Origin of the sequence: Actinomadura sp. GC306, assembly GCF_004348665.1 — a bacterium.
Taxonomy (GTDB): domain Bacteria; phylum Actinomycetota; class Actinomycetes; order Streptosporangiales; family Streptosporangiaceae; genus Spirillospora.
In genome coordinates this window covers 1-16,334 of the sequence record NZ_SMKM01000145.1, presented here as the reverse complement: position 1 = coordinate 16,334, position 16,334 = coordinate 1, and the positions used below count along the sequence as shown (strand labels likewise).

At 71.8% G+C, this 16,334-nt stretch carries 18 protein-coding genes; 9 read left to right on the top strand and 9 right to left on the bottom strand.

Annotated features, from left to right (window positions below; all coding sequences use genetic code 11):
• The 3 genes from E1200_RS20175 to E1200_RS20165 form a co-directional block, all read right to left on the bottom strand.
• A partial coding sequence (locus E1200_RS20175) for an MFS transporter (RefSeq protein WP_165950385.1) occupies positions 1 to 1,204 on the bottom strand: 1,204 nt, incomplete at its 3' end.
• A 77-nt stretch (positions 1,205 to 1,281) separates the two neighbouring features.
• The gene (locus E1200_RS20170; RefSeq protein ID WP_131953603.1) at positions 1,282 to 2,124 is read right to left on the bottom strand and encodes an ABC transporter permease; all 843 of its coding nucleotides are present in this window, start codon (positions 2,122 to 2,124) and stop codon (positions 1,282 to 1,284) included.
• A gap of 50 nt (positions 2,125 to 2,174) precedes the next feature.
• The gene (locus tag E1200_RS20165) at positions 2,175 to 3,131 is read right to left on the bottom strand and encodes an ABC transporter ATP-binding protein (protein ID WP_131953602.1); all 957 of its coding nucleotides are present in this window, start codon (positions 3,129 to 3,131) and stop codon (positions 2,175 to 2,177) included.
• Between the two features lie 85 nt (positions 3,132 to 3,216).
• Between E1200_RS20165 and E1200_RS20160 the strand changes: the two genes are divergently transcribed.
• Positions 3,217 to 3,831: a DUF1707 domain-containing protein gene (locus tag E1200_RS20160; RefSeq protein WP_131953601.1), complete on the top strand. Its 615-nt coding sequence runs from the start codon at positions 3,217 to 3,219 to the stop codon at positions 3,829 to 3,831.
• Positions 3,832 to 3,908: 77 nt separating this feature from the next.
• On the opposite strand, the gene glpX is transcribed toward E1200_RS20160, so the two are convergent.
• Positions 3,909 to 4,943, bottom strand: a complete 1,035-nt coding sequence (gene glpX, locus E1200_RS20155) for a class II fructose-bisphosphatase (protein WP_131953600.1) — start codon at positions 4,941 to 4,943, stop codon at positions 3,909 to 3,911.
• Positions 4,944 to 5,133: 190 nt separating this feature from the next.
• Here glpX and E1200_RS20150 point away from each other — a divergent pair, with 190 nt between their 5' ends.
• Together E1200_RS20150 and E1200_RS20145 are read left to right on the top strand one after the other, a co-directional pair.
• Positions 5,134 to 5,799: a TetR/AcrR family transcriptional regulator gene (locus tag E1200_RS20150; RefSeq protein WP_131953599.1), complete on the top strand. Its 666-nt coding sequence runs from the start codon at positions 5,134 to 5,136 to the stop codon at positions 5,797 to 5,799.
• A gap of 20 nt (positions 5,800 to 5,819) precedes the next feature.
• Positions 5,820 to 6,593 carry a DUF4245 domain-containing protein gene (locus tag E1200_RS20145; protein ID WP_243708710.1) on the top strand — a complete coding sequence of 258 codons (774 nt, stop codon included), beginning with the start codon at positions 5,820 to 5,822 and terminating at the stop codon, positions 6,591 to 6,593.
• A gap of 10 nt (positions 6,594 to 6,603) precedes the next feature.
• Here the strand turns inward: E1200_RS20145 and E1200_RS20140 are convergent, their stop codons facing one another.
• Positions 6,604 to 6,840, bottom strand: coding sequence for an exodeoxyribonuclease VII small subunit (locus E1200_RS20140; protein ID WP_131953605.1), 237 nt, complete (start codon positions 6,838 to 6,840; stop codon positions 6,604 to 6,606).
• 50 nt (positions 6,841 to 6,890) lie between these two features.
• Positions 6,891 to 8,105, bottom strand: a complete 1,215-nt coding sequence (gene xseA / locus E1200_RS20135; RefSeq protein WP_131953598.1) for an exodeoxyribonuclease VII large subunit — start codon at positions 8,103 to 8,105, stop codon at positions 6,891 to 6,893.
• A gap of 22 nt (positions 8,106 to 8,127) precedes the next feature.
• Here xseA and E1200_RS20130 point away from each other — a divergent pair, with 22 nt between their 5' ends.
• The gene (locus tag E1200_RS20130) at positions 8,128 to 8,550 is read left to right on the top strand and encodes a MarR family transcriptional regulator (RefSeq protein ID WP_243708709.1); all 423 of its coding nucleotides are present in this window, start codon (positions 8,128 to 8,130) and stop codon (positions 8,548 to 8,550) included.
• Between the two features lie 67 nt (positions 8,551 to 8,617).
• Here the strand turns inward: E1200_RS20130 and E1200_RS20125 are convergent, their stop codons facing one another.
• Positions 8,618 to 9,529 (bottom strand): hypothetical protein, encoded by a 912-nt coding sequence (locus E1200_RS20125; protein ID WP_131953596.1) that lies wholly within the window; start codon positions 9,527 to 9,529, stop codon positions 8,618 to 8,620.
• A gap of 265 nt (positions 9,530 to 9,794) precedes the next feature.
• Between E1200_RS20125 and E1200_RS20120 the strand changes: the two genes are divergently transcribed.
• The gene (locus E1200_RS20120; protein WP_131953595.1) at positions 9,795 to 10,817 is read left to right on the top strand and encodes a 4-hydroxy-3-methylbut-2-enyl diphosphate reductase; all 1,023 of its coding nucleotides are present in this window, start codon (positions 9,795 to 9,797) and stop codon (positions 10,815 to 10,817) included.
• Between the two features lie 4 nt (positions 10,818 to 10,821).
• Here E1200_RS20120 and E1200_RS20115 read toward each other — a convergent pair whose 3' ends face one another.
• Together E1200_RS20115 and E1200_RS20110 are read right to left on the bottom strand one after the other, a co-directional pair.
• A complete protein-coding gene (locus E1200_RS20115) occupies positions 10,822 to 11,430 on the bottom strand; it encodes a DUF6542 domain-containing protein (RefSeq protein ID WP_243708708.1) in 609 nt (202 codons plus the stop codon).
• Positions 11,427 to 12,731: a DNA recombination protein RmuC gene (locus E1200_RS20110; protein ID WP_131953594.1), complete on the bottom strand. Its 1,305-nt coding sequence runs from the start codon at positions 12,729 to 12,731 to the stop codon at positions 11,427 to 11,429. The genes E1200_RS20115 and E1200_RS20110 overlap by 4 nt, the downstream gene beginning before the upstream one ends.
• Before the next feature lie 144 nt (positions 12,732 to 12,875).
• Between E1200_RS20110 and ychF the strand changes: the two genes are divergently transcribed.
• From ychF to E1200_RS20090, 4 genes are all read left to right on the top strand, one after another.
• Positions 12,876 to 13,967: a redox-regulated ATPase YchF gene (ychF, locus tag E1200_RS20105; protein ID WP_131953593.1), complete on the top strand. Its 1,092-nt coding sequence runs from the start codon at positions 12,876 to 12,878 to the stop codon at positions 13,965 to 13,967.
• A 494-nt stretch (positions 13,968 to 14,461) separates the two neighbouring features.
• Positions 14,462 to 15,484: a conjugal transfer protein gene (locus E1200_RS20100; RefSeq protein WP_131953592.1), complete on the top strand. Its 1,023-nt coding sequence runs from the start codon at positions 14,462 to 14,464 to the stop codon at positions 15,482 to 15,484.
• A gap of 61 nt (positions 15,485 to 15,545) precedes the next feature.
• The gene (locus tag E1200_RS20095; protein WP_131953591.1) at positions 15,546 to 15,830 is read left to right on the top strand and encodes a hypothetical protein; all 285 of its coding nucleotides are present in this window, start codon (positions 15,546 to 15,548) and stop codon (positions 15,828 to 15,830) included.
• 38 nt (positions 15,831 to 15,868) lie between these two features.
• The coding region (locus E1200_RS20090) for a conjugal transfer protein (protein WP_131953590.1) at positions 15,869 to 16,334 on the top strand (466 nt) is incomplete at its 3' end.

Below are 16,334 nucleotides of genomic sequence, written 5' to 3'. Positions count from 1 at the left end.
GGGCTGGTGGGCGGGCGTCCTTCACGCGGGTCGGGTCGAAGCCGCGGGCGGTGGCGAAGACCACGAGGATCAGGGCCGTGGGGGCTATGAAGGCCAGGCGCAGGCCGTGGTCGGCGTGCAACGGGGCTATGGCGCCCACCAGGGCCGCACCCAAGACGAAGCCGACGTAGTTGAAGATGTTGACACGGGCCACCGCCACGCCCAGGCCGGTGGGATCGACCCGTCCGGCCGCGGTGAAGCAGACCGGGGCGATCACGGCGAGGCCCAGTCCGGCGACGGCGAACGCCGCGATGCCGACGGCCGCGTTCGGGGCCGCGACGACACCGGCCATGCCGGCGATCCCCACCGCGGCGCCCAGCCGGACGACCCGGACGGGGCCGGAGCGGCGCACCGCGAGGTCGGCGACGGCGCGGCTGACCACCATGGCGACCTGGTACGCCACGTAGCCGAGCGGCGCGACCCAGTCGGCGCCGGCCAGCTCGTCGTCGAGGTACTTGGCGCCGTAGTTGGAGATGGCGGAGTCGGCGAGGTAGGCGACGGCCATGGCCGCGCCGACGACGATGATCGGACGCCAGGGGACGCTGCGTCCGGCCGCCTTGAGCTCCTCGGCGGACGGGCCCTCGCCCTCCTCGCCGCGGGCGTAGAGGCGGTGGCCGGTCGCGAGGGACGCGGCGACGCCGGCGGCGGCCGCGATCGCGAAGCAGGCGGCCAGCGGCAGGTCGAGCCGGTTGCTGAGGGCCGCCCAGAGGCCGCCGAGGATGCCGGCGACGCTCCAGACGGCGTAGAAGCCCGTGATGAGGCTCATGCCGTAGCGGCGTTCGACGGCGACGGCCTGCGCGTTCATCGAGGCGTCCACCGCGCCGACGAACAGGCCGAACGCGGCGACCGTCGCGTACAGGGCGATGTCGTTGTCGCCGGTGAGGCCGATCGCCGCGATCGTGAGGGCCACCGCGGGCTGCGACACCCGCAGCACCGGGCCGCTGCCGAACCGCTTGAACAGGGCACCGGAGATGACGCTGCCCACCCCCGCGATGACCGGGACCATCAGCAGCACCAGCGCGAGCGTGCCGTCGCTCAGGTGGTGGGCCTTCTGCAGCTGCGGGACCTGCGTCACCAGGGACGCGAAGCACAGCCCCTGGACGGCGAAGGCCGTGTAGGCGGAGAGCCGGGCCCGCCGATCCCGTGCGGTGATGCCCTGGCTCATGGCCCGACCCCTCTGCGCCGCATAACGTGAAGAAAGTTCGCGTCAGCGTAGGAGCAGGGGACGTCCCTGGTCAACGGTCAGTCGATGAGCCGCCTGCGCATCCCGCGGACGGCGATCACCCACATCAGCGCCGCGAAGAGGACCAGGGCGCCGAGGTGACCGAGGTCGGCCAGCGGGTCCAGCCCGAACACCGCGTCCCTGACCAGCTCGACGCAGTGGTAGAGCGGGTTGAAGTACGAGACCGTCTGCGCCCAGCCGGGCAGCGCCTCGACCGGGAAGAACGTCCCCGCGATCAGGAACAGCGGCGTCACCACACCGGTGATCACGTAGTCGAACGAGTTGATGGACGGGACCACCGACGACGTCCACGTCCCGAACAGCCCGAACCCGAGCGCGGTGAAGAACGTCACGATCGGGACGAGCAGCATCCCCCACGCGGGGTCGAGGCCGAAGAACAGCGCCACCACCAGCGGCGTGCACGAGTACACCGCCGACTTGGCCGCGATCCACAGCGCCTCGGCCGTCACCAGTTCGTGGACGTCGACGGGCGTGGCGAGCATCCCGTCGTAGGTGTGCTGGAAGACCCGCCTGATGTAGCCGTTGAACATCCCCGGGAACACCGACGTGAACAGCGCCGCGACCCCGACGACGCCGGTCGCGACGAAGTCCAGGTACCGGTAGTCGCCGATGACCGCGATCATCGAGCCGAACCCGTAGCCGAACGCCAGCAGGAAGAACGTCGGCTCCACCATCGAGGCGAAGGACTGCGACTTCCAGTACCGCTTGTACAGGGCCAGCTCGTGGCGCCAGATCCCGCGCACGGGCGCGAACTCGAACCGCCGCAGCCGCGGCGCCCGCGCACTCTGCACGCTCACGCCTGCCTTCGGCGGGTGGACGACCCCCGGGTTCGCTTCGCTCATTCCAGTTTGTTGCGGGGGGCCGACCCCCCGCGCCCCCCGGTTCGCTTCGCTCATTCGACGCGCTCCCCGGTCAGCACAACGAAGACGTCTTCGAGATTGGAGGCGCGGCGCACACCGTCCGGGCCCAGCTCGTCCTCCAGGGACGGCGGGATCGTCTCGGCCTTCAGCACCGACACCGACGGCCCGGTGCGGCGGGTCGACAACCCGGCGCCCTTGGCGATCCGCTCCACCTCGGTCAGCCGGTCGGGCGGCCCGTAGTGCTCGACGACCCGCGCGCCCGCGTACTCGGCGACCAGCGACGACGGCGAGCCCCGCGCGATCACGCGGCCGTGCGACATCAGCGCGCAGTCGTCGGCGAGGCGCTCGGCCTCCTCGATGTAGTGCGTCGACATCAGGACGGTCGTGCCCCGGGCGCGCAGCCCGTCGATCAGCCCCCACAGCTCCGCCCGCACCTGCGGGTCGAGGCCGACGGTCGGCTCGTCCAGCAGGACGAGCGCGGGGGAGTGCACCAGGCCGCGCGCGATGAGCAGCCGCCGCCGCATCCCGCCGGACAGGTCGTCCACCTTCGTGAGCTGCTTGCCGGTCAGGTGCGCCAGGGCCAGCGCGTCGTCGACCGCCTGCCGGCGCGCCCGGCGCGGCACCCGGTACAGGTGCGCGAACACTTCGAGGTTCTCGCGGGCGGTGAGCTCCTCGTCCAGGTTGTCCTGCTGGGGGACGACGCCCATCACGGCCCGCGCGCGCTTGGACTCGCGCGGGACCTCGAAGCCGAGGACGCGGATGTCGCCCTCGTCGGCGATGGCCTGCGCGGTCAGCATCTTCATCGTGGTGGACTTCCCGGCGCCGTTCGGCCCCAGCAGCCCGAGGCACACCCCGGGCGGGACCTCCAGGTCGAGCCCGTTCACGGCGGTGAAGTCGCCGAAGCGCTTGACGACGCCGCGCAGGCTGATGGCGGCCCCCGGGGCGTCCCGTCCGGGAGCGGCCGCGGCCTGGACACGTTGCACCGTCATGAACCCCACAGTACGGAAATCACCGGACGTACCCCCAACGCATTTTCCGGGCTCCGCCATGTCGCCCGGAGGTTAGTCTCTAAAGGTGGACGTCCCCCAGCATCCGGCACCCGGCAAGGTGACGCGCGTGCGCGACCTGCGCGCGTCCGACGCCGACCGGGAACGCGTCGTCGCCGTCCTCGGCGAGGCACTCGCCGACGGCCGGCTCACCATGGAGGAGCACTCCGACCGCACCTCCCGCGCCTACGCCGCCCGGACGCTGGGCGAACTCACCGGCCTCACCGGCGACCTCATCCCCGAGGAGGCCCAGCCCATCCTCGTGGACGACCGCCCCGTCTCGGTCTTCTTCGGCCGCACCCGCCGGGACGGACGCTGGGTCGTCCCGGTGAAGCTGCCGCTGCTCGCCCTGTTCGGAACGGTCGAACTGGACCTGCGCGAGGCCGTCCTCCAGCGCCGCCACATCGTGGTCGACTCCCTCGTCCTCGGCGGCCGGGTGCGGCTCCTCGTCCCCGAGGGCGTCCGCGTGGACGTCACCGGCCGCACCATCCTCACGACCCGCGACGTCCGCGCCCGCCCCGCCGACGAGGGCCCCACCATCGAGCTCGGCGGCACCATGATCTTCGGTTCCGTCCGCGCCCGCGCCCCGAAGCTGCCGCTGCGCACCCGCGTCCGCAACCGCCTCACCCGCGGCGACCGCTAGCGGTCGCCGCGACTTGCGGCGTATCGCCCCTGTGAGCCCGCCCATAAGGGCAACACGCCGCAAGGCAACGAGGTGCGCTAGACGGCGGCGTCGAAGTTGATCGCGCTGTAGGCGCGGAGCTTGTTCAGCTGGTGCTCGCTGGCGATCGTCCGGATCGTCCCGCTGCGGGAGCGCATGACCAGCGAGTGCGTCACGGCCGTGCCCTTGCTGTAGCGGACGCCGTCCACGAGCTCGCCGTCGGTGATGCCGGTCGCGGCGAAGAACACGTCGTCGGACGTCACCAGGTCGTCGGTGGTGAGCACCCGGCCCAGGTCGTGCCCGGCGTCCACGGCCTTCTGCCGCTCCTCGTCGCCCTGCGGCCACAGCCTGCCCTGGATCACCCCGCCCAGCGCCTTGATCGCGCAGGCCGCGATGATGCCCTCGGGGGTGCCGCCGATGCCGAGCAGCAGGTCGACGCCCGTCCCGGGGCGGCACGCCATGATCGCGCCGGCGACGTCGCCGTCCATGATGAACTTGATCCGCGCCCCGGCCTCGCGGACCTCCTTGACGATGCCCTCGTGCCGCGGCCGGTCCAGGATGCAGACCGTCACATCGTTCGGCGCCGACCCCTTCGCCCGCGCGATGGCCCGGATGTTGTCGCCGATCGGGCGCTCGATGTCGACGGCGTCCGCCGCCTCGGGGCCGGTAACGAGCTTCTCCATGTAGAACACCGCGGACGGGTCGAACATCGACCCGCGCGGCGCCACCGACAGCACCGCGATCGCGTTGTTCATGCCGAGCGCGGTGAGCCGCGTCCCGTCCACCGGGTCGACGGCGACGTCGCACTCGGCGCCGGAGCCGTCGCCGACCTCCTCGCCGTTGAACAGCATGGGCGCGTCGTCCTTCTCGCCCTCGCCGATCACCACGACGCCCTGCATCGACACCGTGTTGATCAGCTGCCGCATAGCGTTCACGGCCGCCCCGTCGGCGCCGTTCTTGTCCCCGCGGCCGACCCAGCGGGCCGCGGCCAGGGCGGCGCCCTCGGTGACCCGGACCAGCTCCATAGCGAGGTTGCGGTCCGGGGCCTCCGGTTCGGTCGTCAGCGGGGAGGAAACGGTGGTCTCGTCGGCCATGACGCGGCGCCCCTTCGTTCGGTGGTGACTCGGATTCTCGGTGGACCGGACGCCCTGCCACAAATTGGACCAGACCAACGGAAGCGCGGGTGCACCGGCCCGGTGGACGCGGCCGGCGGAGGGGCCGGATTTGACGGTCACGCGGGCAAGGGATCGTTTCCCCATGGGAGAGGGCGTAATCTCTGGCGTCATGAGCAGCCACATCGACGTCCCGTCCGGCGAGGTGTCCCGCAACGGGGGAACGCGGTCCGGCGACGCCCCCGCGCGGACCTCCGACCGCGGGGCCGCCACCCGCGGCGCACTCCTGGCCGCGGCGAGGGACGTCTTCTGTGAGTCGGGCTTCGCCCAGGCCGCCGTCACCGACATCGTCGCCAAGGCCGGCGCGAGCGTCGGCAGCCTCTACCACCACTTCAACGGCAAGGCCGACCTCTACCTGACGCTGTTCGAGGAGTTCCAGGGCGACCAGCAGGAACGCACCCGCCAGGCGGTCAACGCCGTGCGGGAGGCCGGCGAGACCGACCCGATGCGGCTGTTCATCGCCGGCGCCGGCGCCTACCTCAACGGCTGCATCGAGGAGCGGGACGTCGCGCGGCTGTTCATCTCCGGCGACGGCCCGCCCGGCTTCGACCGCGTCATGCGGCAGCGGCTCAACAAGTGGGCGCGCCGCAACGCAGCCCTGTTCCACACCCCCGACGGAGGCGTCGACGAGGCGCTGGTGATGGTGCTGACCGGGGCCATGGCGGGTGCTGTGTCGGAGATCTCACTCATGGACGACGAGGACGCCGCCCGCCGCCTCGCCGACGAGATCACGGGCATCGTCGGCACGATCCGCAACCCCCGTACCGAGCAGCGCTGACCGTACGGGATCCTGGAGGGGTGACCGACAAGACCCCACCTTCCGTCCCGGCGGCCGAGGACGCCCCGCGCGAGGCGGAGGCTCCGCGTGAGCACGACGTCCCCCGCGAGGAGAGCGCCCGGCCCGAGCCCGGGGCCGCGGGAGCGGACACCGGCCCCGCCCAGGGGGAGGGGCAGGCCGGCGGACGGCCCGTGATCGAGGTGAGCCCCGCCGTGCACAAGCGGCTGACCACGGGCCTCGGCGGCTTCACCATGGCGATGGCCGCCTGCCTGGTGCTCGTCCTCGCGATCTACGCCGTCACGCCCCGCAGCAACGAGCAGATCCTGCCGACCGTCGACTACAGCGCCCAGCTGTGGGCGATGAGCAGCGACGCCCCCTTCACCGTGTACGCGCCGGAAGGGCTCTCGCAGGACTGGCGCCCGACCAGCTCCCGGATGCACGGCCTCGGCGAGGACGGTGAGCCCGTCGCGTGGCACCTCGGGTTCGTGACGCCCAGCGACGAGTACGCGGCCCTTGAGCAGAGCAACGAGAAGCCGTCCGAGTACATCCCGCGCATGACCAACAGCAGCATCCCCATCGGGACGCACCAGGTCGGCGGCGACGCGTGGAACAAGTACCACCGCAAGGACAAGAAGGCGAACTCCCTCGCCCGGACCCTCCCGGACGGGACGAGCCTGGTCGTGACCGGCACCGCCACCTACGAGGAGCTGGCGGTCCTCGCGGCCTCGCTCAAGCCCCAGTCGAAGGAGGGCACGCCCCTCACTCCCACGGGCGCGGCCACGCCGGGCTCGTAGGCCCCCGGCCCTAGAAGGGGGCGGGGGCGTCGCCGTCCTCGGGCTGGGCCAGCGCCGCCGCCAGCCGCGCGCGGGCGCCCTCCAGCCACTCCTCGCAGATCGCCGCGAGCTTCTCGCCCCGCTCCCACAGCGCGAGGGACTCCTCCAGCGTCAGGCCCCCCGCCTCCAGCCGCTTCACGACGTCGGCCAGCTCGTCGCGCGCCTGCTCGTACGACGGCTTGCCCGCCGTCCCCGTCTCGTCCGCCATCCGCTCCACTTCCTCGTTCACCGGGGACGCACCCCGTGCCCCGGACCGACTCACGACCCGTCGCGCTCCTCGACCGTCACGCCCAGCCCCCCGTCCGCCAGCCGGATGTGGAGCCGCTCGCCCTCCTTGACCTCCGCGGCCTCCCGCACGACCGCCCCGCCCTCCCGCTGGACGATCGCGTACCCGCGCTCCAGCGTCGCAGCGGGCGACAGCGCCAGCAGCCGAGCGCGGGTGTGCGACAGCTCGTCGCCCGCCCGGTCCAGCGCGCCGGACAGGCAGCGCCGCGCCCGGTCGCGCAGCGCCAGCACCCGCTCGGACTGCCGCTCGACCTCCCGCACCGGGTCGGCCAGCGCCGGCCGCGACCGGACCGCCGCCAGCCACGCCGACTCCCGCTCCAGGCCGCCCGCGATGCAGCGCCGCCCCCGGTCGCGCAGCTGCCGGACGAGCTGGAGCTGCTCGCGCACGTCCGGGACGGTCTTCTTCGCCGCGTCGGTCGGGGTGGACGCCCGCACGTCCGCCACCAGGTCCAGCAGCGGCGCGTCCTGCTCGTGCCCGATCGCGCTGACCACCGGGGTGCGGGCGGCGGCGACCGCGCGGACCAGCGCCTCGTCGGAGAAGGGCAGCAGGTCCTCCATCGCACCGCCGCCGCGCGCGATGACGATCACCTCGATCTCGGGGTCGGCGTCCAGCGCCCGCAGCGCCTCCATCACCTCGCCGACCGCGTAGGCGCCCTGCACCGCCGTGTTCTCCACCCGGAACGCCACCGCGGGCCACCGCCGCCGGGCGTTCTCCAGGACGTCGTGCTCGGCGTCGGAGTCGCGCCCGCAGATCAGCCCGATCTTGCCGGGCAGGAACGGCAGCGGCCGCTTGCGCTCCGGGCGGAACAGCCCCTCGGACGCCAGCACCCGCTTCAGCCGCTCCAGCCGGGCGAGCAGCTCCCCGACGCCGACCGGGCGGACCTCCAGGACGCTGAGCGAGAAGGTCCCGCGGTTGATCCAGAAGTCGGGCTTGGCGTGGACGACGACCCTGGCGCCGTCGGTCACCGCGGGACCGGCCGCCTCGAACACCGCTCGGGGGCCGACGACCCGCACCGACATGTTCGCCACGGGGTCGCGGAGCGTCAGGTAGACCGTCCCGCCGCGGGCGTTCAGGTCGGTGATCTGGCCCTCGACCCAGATGCGGCCGAGCTTCCCGATCCAGCCGCCGACCGCCTGCAGGACCGTCCGCACCGGTACGGGGGAGTCGGCCGAGGTCTCCATCGCCATGCGGGCACCCTACGGTGAGATCGTGACCGCATCCGAACGCGAGCTCGCCGAACGGCTCAGCCAGCGTCTCCGCCACGTCGTGCTGATGCTGCGCCGGGACGGTGCCGACCAGCCGATCACCAGCCAGCAGCTGTCCGTACTGGCGTCGCTGGAGCGGGAGCCGCGCCGGATGACGGCGCTGGCCGCGGAGCACGGCGTCCGGCTGCCGACCATGACCGCGCAGGTCGACCGGCTCGAACGCGACGGGCTCATCACCCGTGGCCGGGACGGGACCGACGCCCGCGTCGTCGTCGTGCGGCTCACCCGCACAGGAATCGAGCGCATGTCGGCCGGGCGCGAGCACCGCATCGGCCTCCTCGCGGCACGCCTCGCGCGGATGACGGACGAGGAGCGCGCGGCCGTCGACGCCGCCCTCCCCGCCCTGGACAAGCTCCTCACCCCCTGACCGGCCACGACGCGGCGAGGGCCCCCGGAATCGTGCGTCCGGGGGCCCTCGCCGTTCGCGTGCGCGGTCAGGTGGTGCCGTTGAGCTTCGCGATGCGGCGCTCGTACATGCGGATGACGTCCTCGCGCCCGGCGTGCTTGCGCTCGTACTCGCGCAGCAGCTTCACCTGCTCGACGGACAGGCCGCGCAGGCGCGCGCGCAACTGCGGCAGCGTGGCGCTGTCGTAGTCCGGGACGGGCAGGTCCTCGACGAGGTGCTCGGCCTCGGCCTGCGCGGCGGGCTTCAGCTCCGGCTTCGGCTCGAACGCCGCCTCGTCCTTGGCCGCCTTGTCCTCGGGCTTGTCGTCCTCGGCCTTGCCGGCGGCCTTCGGCGCGTCTTTGCCCTCGGCCGGGCTCCCGGGCGTGTCGGCGGCCTTCGGGCTCGGCGCGGGCTCGGCCTGCGGCGCCGGCTCCGGCTTGGGCTCGCTGGGCACGGGCTTCGGCGCGGGCTCGGCGAACGGGCCGGCCTTGTCGGCCTCCGTGCCCGCCCCCTGGCCGGCGCGGTGCTTGCCGGCGGCGGTGCGCTTCGGCGGCTTCGGCGGCGGCCCGGGACGGGTGTGCCGGGGCGCCGGACGCGTCCGCGCGCCGGGCTTGCCGATCGTGATCTCCTCGTCGGCGTTCCGCGAGGTCGCGGCCGCCGTTCGCGGCCGGCGGGCGGGCTCGGGCTCCGGCTCGGACTCCTCACCGCGGACGCGCTCCACCACGGTGCCCACCACCTTCTCCGCGGTGGTGTGCACGTCGTCGCGCAGCCGGCCGAGCACCGGCTTCACGCCGTCGCCCTTGGTGATCTCCTTGTAGTCCCGCGTCACCCGGTCGCCGAGCAGCAGGGCCCGGCCGACGCCGAACATGGCCAGCCGGACGGCGTGCAGCGGGAGGTCGCGGATCTGTTCGCCCACCGTGTCCTGGACCTGCTGCTTGAGGCGGCGCGGCGATCTCGTCATCGTCTTTCCTCTTCCTTGCCGTCCTGAACACCGGATCGGGTCATGCGGCTACGTCTCGTCGAAGTTCACTCTGCCCCATGGGTGCGATGGTGGTCACCCCGGGTTAATGGATTTCTGTCCAAAAGCGGCGTGCCGTGGCTCACACCCCGCGGCCCGTCCCTGGCCCCATCCCCATCGGCGGCGGGATTAGGCGCGGTTCCGTCCGGCTCGGGAGCGATCCAGCGGTGCTGCACGGCCCTCGCGCCGTCCCTCGTACGATAGAGGCATGACCGCCAACAGCCAGCGCCGGAGGCGCTCCGGGGGGAGCGGGGGGGCGCCCCCCCTCGAACAACTCCGCCAGCGCCGTGTCCTGCTCGCCAAGCCGCGTGGTTACTGCGCGGGCGTCGACCGCGCCGTCGAGACGGTCGAGATCGCCCTGGAGAAGTACGGGGCGCCGATCTACGTCCGCAAGCAGATCGTCCACAACGTCCACGTCGTCAAGACGCTGGAGGCCCGCGGCGCGATCTTCGTCGACGAGACCGAAGAGGTCCCCGAGGGATCGATCGTGGTGTTCTCCGCCCACGGCGTCGCGCCGTCGGTGCACGAGGAGGCCAAGGGCCTGAACCTGCAGACCATCGACGCCACCTGCCCGCTGGTCACCAAGGTTCACAAGGAGGCCGTGCGCTTCGCCGCCGACGACTACGACATCCTCCTGATCGGCCACGAGGGCCACGAGGAGGTCATCGGCACCACCGGCGAGGCCCCCGACCACATCCACCTCGTGGACGGCCCCGAGGACGTCGCCAACGTCACCGTCCGCGACCCCGAGAAGGTCGCGTGGCTCTCGCAGACCACGCTGTCGGTCGACGAGACCGTCGCCACCGTCGAGAAGCTCCGCGAGCGGTTCCCCAAGCTGATGGACCCGCCGTCCGACGACATCTGCTACGCCACCCAGAACCGGCAGGTCGCCGTGAAGGAGATGGCCGCGGAGTCCGACCTCGTCATCGTGGTCGGCTCCACGAACTCCTCCAACTCCGTCCGCCTGGTCGAGGTGGCCAAGGAGCACGGCGCCAAGAGCGCCTACCTGGTCGACTACGCCGACCAGATCGACCCCGCCTGGCTGGAGGGCGTCACCACGGTCGGCGTGACCAGCGGCGCCTCCGTCCCGGACGAGCTCGTCCAGGGCGTGCTGGCCTGGCTGGCGGAACGCGGCTTCGGCGACGCCGAGGAGATCGAGTCCGTCAAGGAGCACATGCGCTTCTCGCTGCCGAAGGAACTCCGCCGGGACCTCCGCATCACCCCCGTCTAAGGGGTCAGTCCACCTCGCCGTGGTGGGGACGGCGGTCCTGCGCCACGGCGGGGGACTCGTCCCACCGGACGGGGTTCTCGTTCTCTTCCTTCTCGAAGAGGCGGACGCCGACGAGCTTGTCCCGCAGCTCGTTGACGTTCGTCATCAACCCGCGGGACAGGCAGATCACCACGGTCAGCACCGTCCCGAAGAACAGCCACGGCGCCGTCGCGGCCAGCGTGGTGAAGACACCGACGGTGAGGCCGCGCACCAGCGACCCGTTGCCGAGCGTGGTGGCGAACTCCACCGCGAACGTCGCTGCGAAGAACACCAGCGGCGGGCTGACGACGAGCGTGAGCAGGTCGGCCGGCCGGGTCGCGAACGCGGCCAGGGCGCAGCCGATCGCGAATCCGGCTCCGGTGAGCAGCGGCACGCCGAGCAGGCGCGCCAGCAGCCCGCAGACGACCCCGGCGGCGAAGATGACGACGATGCCGCCGCGCCCGGTGAGGGCGACCGGGTTCGCGGACGCGGCCTGGGGCGGCCGCGAGGACGAGGCACCGCGCCTACTCCGCACCCGACCCCCAGGGACCGGCGACGTGCCGCCCGGCACGTCGCGCACCGACGATGAACTCATGGCCACCTCTCTCGCCGATCAAGCCGATCTGTCTGCTCGGGGATGGCCCGCCCGCCGAAACCTACCGGTTCCGTGTGGTCGTCCGGGGGCGTGGAGTCATGCCCGGTCAGCTCGGCGGCGGAAAGCGACCGCGGACTTTCCTCCACGGGACGGGGACCGTCCAGCTCCTCCTCGACCACACCCAACTCGTTCAGCTTGCGGGCACTGACGAGCACGCGCGTCTCCAGCGAACCGACCGTCCGGTTGTAGGACTTGATGGCCCCGGTCAGCGCACGGCCCAGCTCGTCCACGTGCTGCCCCATCGTGCCCAGCCGCTCGTACAGCTCCTTGCCCAGCTCGAAGACCGCGCGGGCGTTCTGCGACAGCGCCGCCTGCTGCCATGCGTACGACGCCGTCCGCAGCATGGTGATGAGCGTCGTGGGCGTGGCGATGTGCACCCGCCGCCGCATCGCGTACTCCAGCAGACCGGGATCGCGGTCGAGCGCCGGCGCCAGGAACGCCTCACCCGGGATGAACAGAACGACGAACTCCGGCGCGGGACTGAACGCCTGCCAGTACGACTTCGCCGCCAGCCGGTCGACGTGGTCGCGCAGGTGACGCGCGTGCGCGTCCAGCCGTACGGGATCGCCGCTCTCGGCCGCCTGCAGGTACGCGGCCAGCGAGACCTTGCTATCGACGACGATGCTCTTGCCACCGGCCAGCCGCACCACCATGTCCGGACGCACAGAGCCGTTCACCGTGAACGAACCGGCCTGCTCGTCGAAGTCGCAGTGGTGCGCCATCCCCGCCAGCTCCACGACGCGGCGGAGCTGGAGCTCCCCCCACCGCCCCCGCGCCTCGGGCCGCTGCAGCGCCCGCACGAGCGACTGCGTCTCGCGCCGAAGCTGGTCGGAGCTCTGCCGGACGAAGTCGACCTGCTTGGCCAGCATCGCGTGCGACTCCCGCCGGCCCGTCTCGACCTCGCGGAGCTGCTCCTCCACCTTCGCGAGCGTCTCCCGGAGCGGCGCGACGAGATGCTCGACGGCCTGCTGCCGCCGCTGCAGGTCCCCGGCCGCCTCGACGCCGGCCGCCTTGAGCCGGGCGTCGGCCAGTTCGAGGAACCGCCGGTTGCTGGCGTCCAGCGCCTTCGCGGACAGGTTCTCGAAGTGCTCGGCCATCCGCTCCTCGGCGTAGGCGAGCTTCTCCTCCGCCGCCCGCGCCCGTGCGATCAGCGAGCCCTGCCTGCCCGTCGCGAGCGCGTACCCGGCGACGACGCCGAAGACGGCTCCGACGAGGAGGCCGGCGAACAGCGCGAGGTCCATCCGTTCATCGTGACAGCGCGGCGCCGTACCCCGGTCGCGACGCGCCGAACCGGCCCACCTCACCGGACATTCGGGTCGACTCCCGGCCCGCCCGGCGATCCGGGCAGCCCGAGGGGTCCGCGGACGCCCATAAACTTGACGGCCGTGAGCCTCTCCATCGGAATCGTCGGCCTGCCGAACGTCGGCAAGTCCACCCTGTTCAACGCGCTGACCAAGAACGACGCGCTTGCCGCGAACTACCCGTTCGCGACCATCGACCCCAATGTCGGCGTGGTCGGGGTGCCCGACCCGCGCCTGACCGTCCTGGCGGAGATCTTCGGCTCGCAGAAGATCATTCCCGCGACGATGGAGTTCGTCGACATCGCCGGCATCGTCCAGGGCGCCTCCGAGGGCCAGGGCCTCGGCAACAAGTTCCTCGCCAACATCCGGGAGACCAACGCGATCTGCCAGGTCATCCGCGTGTTCGAGGACCCCGACGTCACCCACGTGGACGGCGACGTCGCCCCCTCCCGCGACATCGAGACGATCAACACCGAGCTGATCCTCGCCGACCTCCAGACGATCGAGAAGGCCCTGCCGCGCCTCGACAAGGAGGCCCGCACCAAGAAGGACAAGGACAAGCTCGCCGTCGTCGACGCCGTCCAGGCCGCCCAGAAGCTCCTGGACGACGGCACCACGCTCTTCGCGGGCGCCGAGAAGGCCGGCATCGACCTGTCCCTGCTGCGCGAGCTCCAGCTCCTCACGGCCAAGCCGTTCCTCTACGTCTTCAACCTCGACGAGGCGGAACTGACCGACGAGACCCTGCGCCCCCGCCTCCGCGACCTCGTCGCCCCCGCCGAGGCGATCTTCCTGGACGCCAAGATCGAGGCCGAACTGATCGAACTCCCCGACGACGAGGCCCTCGAACTCCTCCAGAGCATGGGCCAGGAAGAGTCGGGCCTCGCACAGCTCGTCCGAGTGGGCTTCGCGACCCTGGGCCTGCAGACGTACCTGACGGCGGGCCCCAAGGAAGCACGGGCCTGGACGATCCGCAAGGGCGCCACCGCCCCGGAGGCCGCCGGCGTCATCCACACCGACTTCCAGCGCGGCTTCATCAAGGCGGAGGTCGTCTCCTTCGACGACCTGACCGCCGCCGGCTCCATGACCGCCGCCAGAGCCGCCGGCAAGGTCCGCATGGAAGGCAAGGACTACGTGATGCAAGACGGCGACGTAGTCGAATTCCGCTTCAACGTCTAACCCCCAACCGCACCGCCCCTGACCTCCCGCCGACACCTGCGGCCCACCAGGCGCAGCCCGGACGGCTCCGTGAGCTGTGTGATTTTGGCAACAGCGGGGGTTGGGGAGGGTTGTGTGGGCGCTGAGCTGGGCGTTTGTCGTGTGATGTCCCGAATGCGACACTTTGTCGGGTTCTTTCGGGAAGGAGGTGCGGGCGGCATCGCCATCCGGTAACCAAGCAACTCCCGACTCGTGCCGCTTGTCCGGATGCTGGACCTGCGCACTGTTCGGAGCCTTGGATAGGGGATCGTCACCGTTTGGCAATCTTCCCTGTTCCTGCTGAGCTGGATTGCATTATCCACAACCGCGTGCCGGGGCTGTGCTTTGCTGGGATGCGCTGGAAGAATTGACGCCCGTGGTTACCCTGGGCCCGAGGTGGGTTCAGAAAGGCCACCGGCACATGATCAGGCACACACCAGCGCGCCGACCGGGGGCGAGGCGCGAGCGGAGGCGGGATGGCTCGCAGGTCGGCCGCGGGACGCGGCCGTGACACGGCCGTGGTCGAGGAGACGGCGGTGCCCGGCAGGGCGCTCTCGTCGTCCGTCGACCCCTGGGACCCGTCCGGCGGCGACCGGGACCGCGGGCGGTCCGGCGGTGGCGGCCGGGGCGGCGGACGCTGGGGCGGTGCCGGCGGGCGCTGGTGGGTGTGGGCCGGACGCGCCGTCCTCTGGGCGGTGATCATCGTCATCCTGGTCAACGGCATCCGCGCCCCGTTCGAGCGCTTCACCGCCGAGGAGACCTCCGGCGGGCCCGCCGCCACGGCCAAGCCCCCGCGCGGCGCGGGATTCCCCAGCAGTGCCGCCGGCGCGTTCGCCCTGCAATTCGCCGACGTCTACCTGAACTTCGACCAGAACACCGCCGCCGCCCGCGAGGCCCAATTGCGGACCTTCCTGCCCGACGGCGCCGACCCGCAATTCGGCTGGAACGGCGCGGGCAAGATGCAGGTGCAGTCCATCCAGGTCGCCGGAGTGGACGCCCGGGACGCCAGCAACGCGACCGTGACGCTGCTCGCCCGCAACGGGGAGAAGTGGCTGCGGCTCGCCGTTCCCGTGTACGCCGACAAGGGCGGGTCGCTGGTCGTGTCCGCCCGTCCCGCGCTGCTTCCCCCGCCCGCCAAGGCCCAGCTGCCGGAGAGCGGCGTCCAGAACCGCGACGCCGCCCTCGAAGGCGAGCTCCAGCCCTTCCTCGGTACCTTCTTCCAGGAGTACGCGACCGGCAACCAGGAGGCCCTGTCGCGCTTCTCCGACGGCACCACCATCGCCGGTCTCGCCAATTCCGTGGCCTTCGTGCAGGTCAGGGAGGTCGTGGCACCGAAGGGACCCCCCGGCGAGCGCACCATCACCGCGACCGTCATCTGGCGCCCCGCCGCGGGCGGCGACGGCGAGCTGGAGCAGACCTACCAGCTCGCCATGGTGAAGAGCGGCGACAAGTGGCTCGTCCGCAACATCCGCGGAACCACGCGACCGGACGCATCATGAAAGGCCTTGATTTGAGCGAACCGACCCCCAGCGAATCCGCCGACCGAGGAAGGTGACATCGATGCTGCACCACATCATGGCGTCGATTCCCTACGACATCCTTGCGGCGCCCAATGACGAATTGAAGACCGATCAGCTCGCCGATTGGCTACGGCAGATATTCGGTCCGCTCTTCCTCGTGATCGTCTCCATTGTGGCGATCTTCTTCCTGTTCACCCGCGAGATCACGCGTTTCGTGCAGTTCATCCTCCTGGCGATCGGAATCGGGGTGGTCTTCTACGTCCCCAACATCATCGAGACCACGGCCAAGGCGATAGCCACGGCCCTCGGCGTGGACGTCAGCTGACCGGCAACCCGTGCTCGCGCGGTTAGGGGAGTAGGGGCGTGGATCTACCCACGTACACGAACATCTGGCGCATCGAGAAGCGGCTGTACAAGCTGTACGACCTGCGGCTGCCCATGCCGCTGCCGCTCGTCCAGATCGGCGTCTTCCTCGGCGTCTTCGTGCCGTGGATCGTCCTGCTCAGAATCGTCGGCATCCCGTTCGAGTCCCCCTGGCACGTGCTGTACATCGTCCCGCCGGGGGTGCTGACCTGGCTCGCCACCCGCCCGGTCATCGAGGGCAAGCGGCTCACCGAACTGCTGCTCTCCCAGGGCCGCTACCTCGCCGAGCCCCGCACGTGGTGCCGCCTCACCCCGATCCGCGAACCCCGCGAGGTCGTCATCGTCGCCCGCGTCTGGCGCCGCGCCGAGGCCCCCGCCCCGGCGGCCGCCATGGAACGTGCCGCGATCAAGGCCCACCGCAAGGCACAGCAGCAGCCCGCCGCGGTCCCCGCCATGGGGGCCGCCG

Bases quoted from the DNA above. Each gene is read 5' to 3' on its own strand.
- E1200_RS20170 (WP_131953603.1), bottom strand. From the start codon at position 2,124: ATGAGCGAAGCGAACCCGGGGGTCGTCCACCCGCCGAAGGCAGGCGTG.
- E1200_RS20165 (WP_131953602.1), bottom strand. From the start codon at position 3,131: ATGACGGTGCAACGTGTCCAGGCCGCGGCCGCTCCCGGACGGGACGCC.
- glpX (WP_131953600.1), bottom strand. From the start codon at position 4,943: ATGGCCGACGAGACCACCGTTTCCTCCCCGCTGACGACCGAACCGGAG.
- E1200_RS20150 (WP_131953599.1), top strand. From the start codon at position 5,134: ATGAGCAGCCACATCGACGTCCCGTCCGGCGAGGTGTCCCGCAACGGG.
- E1200_RS20140 (WP_131953605.1), bottom strand. From the start codon at position 6,840: ATGGCGGACGAGACGGGGACGGCGGGCAAGCCGTCGTACGAGCAGGCG.
- xseA (WP_131953598.1), bottom strand. From the start codon at position 8,105: ATGGCGATGGAGACCTCGGCCGACTCCCCCGTACCGGTGCGGACGGTC.
- E1200_RS20125 (WP_131953596.1), bottom strand. From the start codon at position 9,529: ATGACGAGATCGCCGCGCCGCCTCAAGCAGCAGGTCCAGGACACGGTG.
- E1200_RS20120 (WP_131953595.1), top strand. From the start codon at position 9,795: ATGACCGCCAACAGCCAGCGCCGGAGGCGCTCCGGGGGGAGCGGGGGG.
- E1200_RS20115 (WP_243708708.1), bottom strand. From the start codon at position 11,430: ATGAGTTCATCGTCGGTGCGCGACGTGCCGGGCGGCACGTCGCCGGTC.
- E1200_RS20110 (WP_131953594.1), bottom strand. From the start codon at position 12,731: ATGGACCTCGCGCTGTTCGCCGGCCTCCTCGTCGGAGCCGTCTTCGGC.
- E1200_RS20100 (WP_131953592.1), top strand. From the start codon at position 14,462: ATGGCTCGCAGGTCGGCCGCGGGACGCGGCCGTGACACGGCCGTGGTC.
- E1200_RS20095 (WP_131953591.1), top strand. From the start codon at position 15,546: ATGCTGCACCACATCATGGCGTCGATTCCCTACGACATCCTTGCGGCG.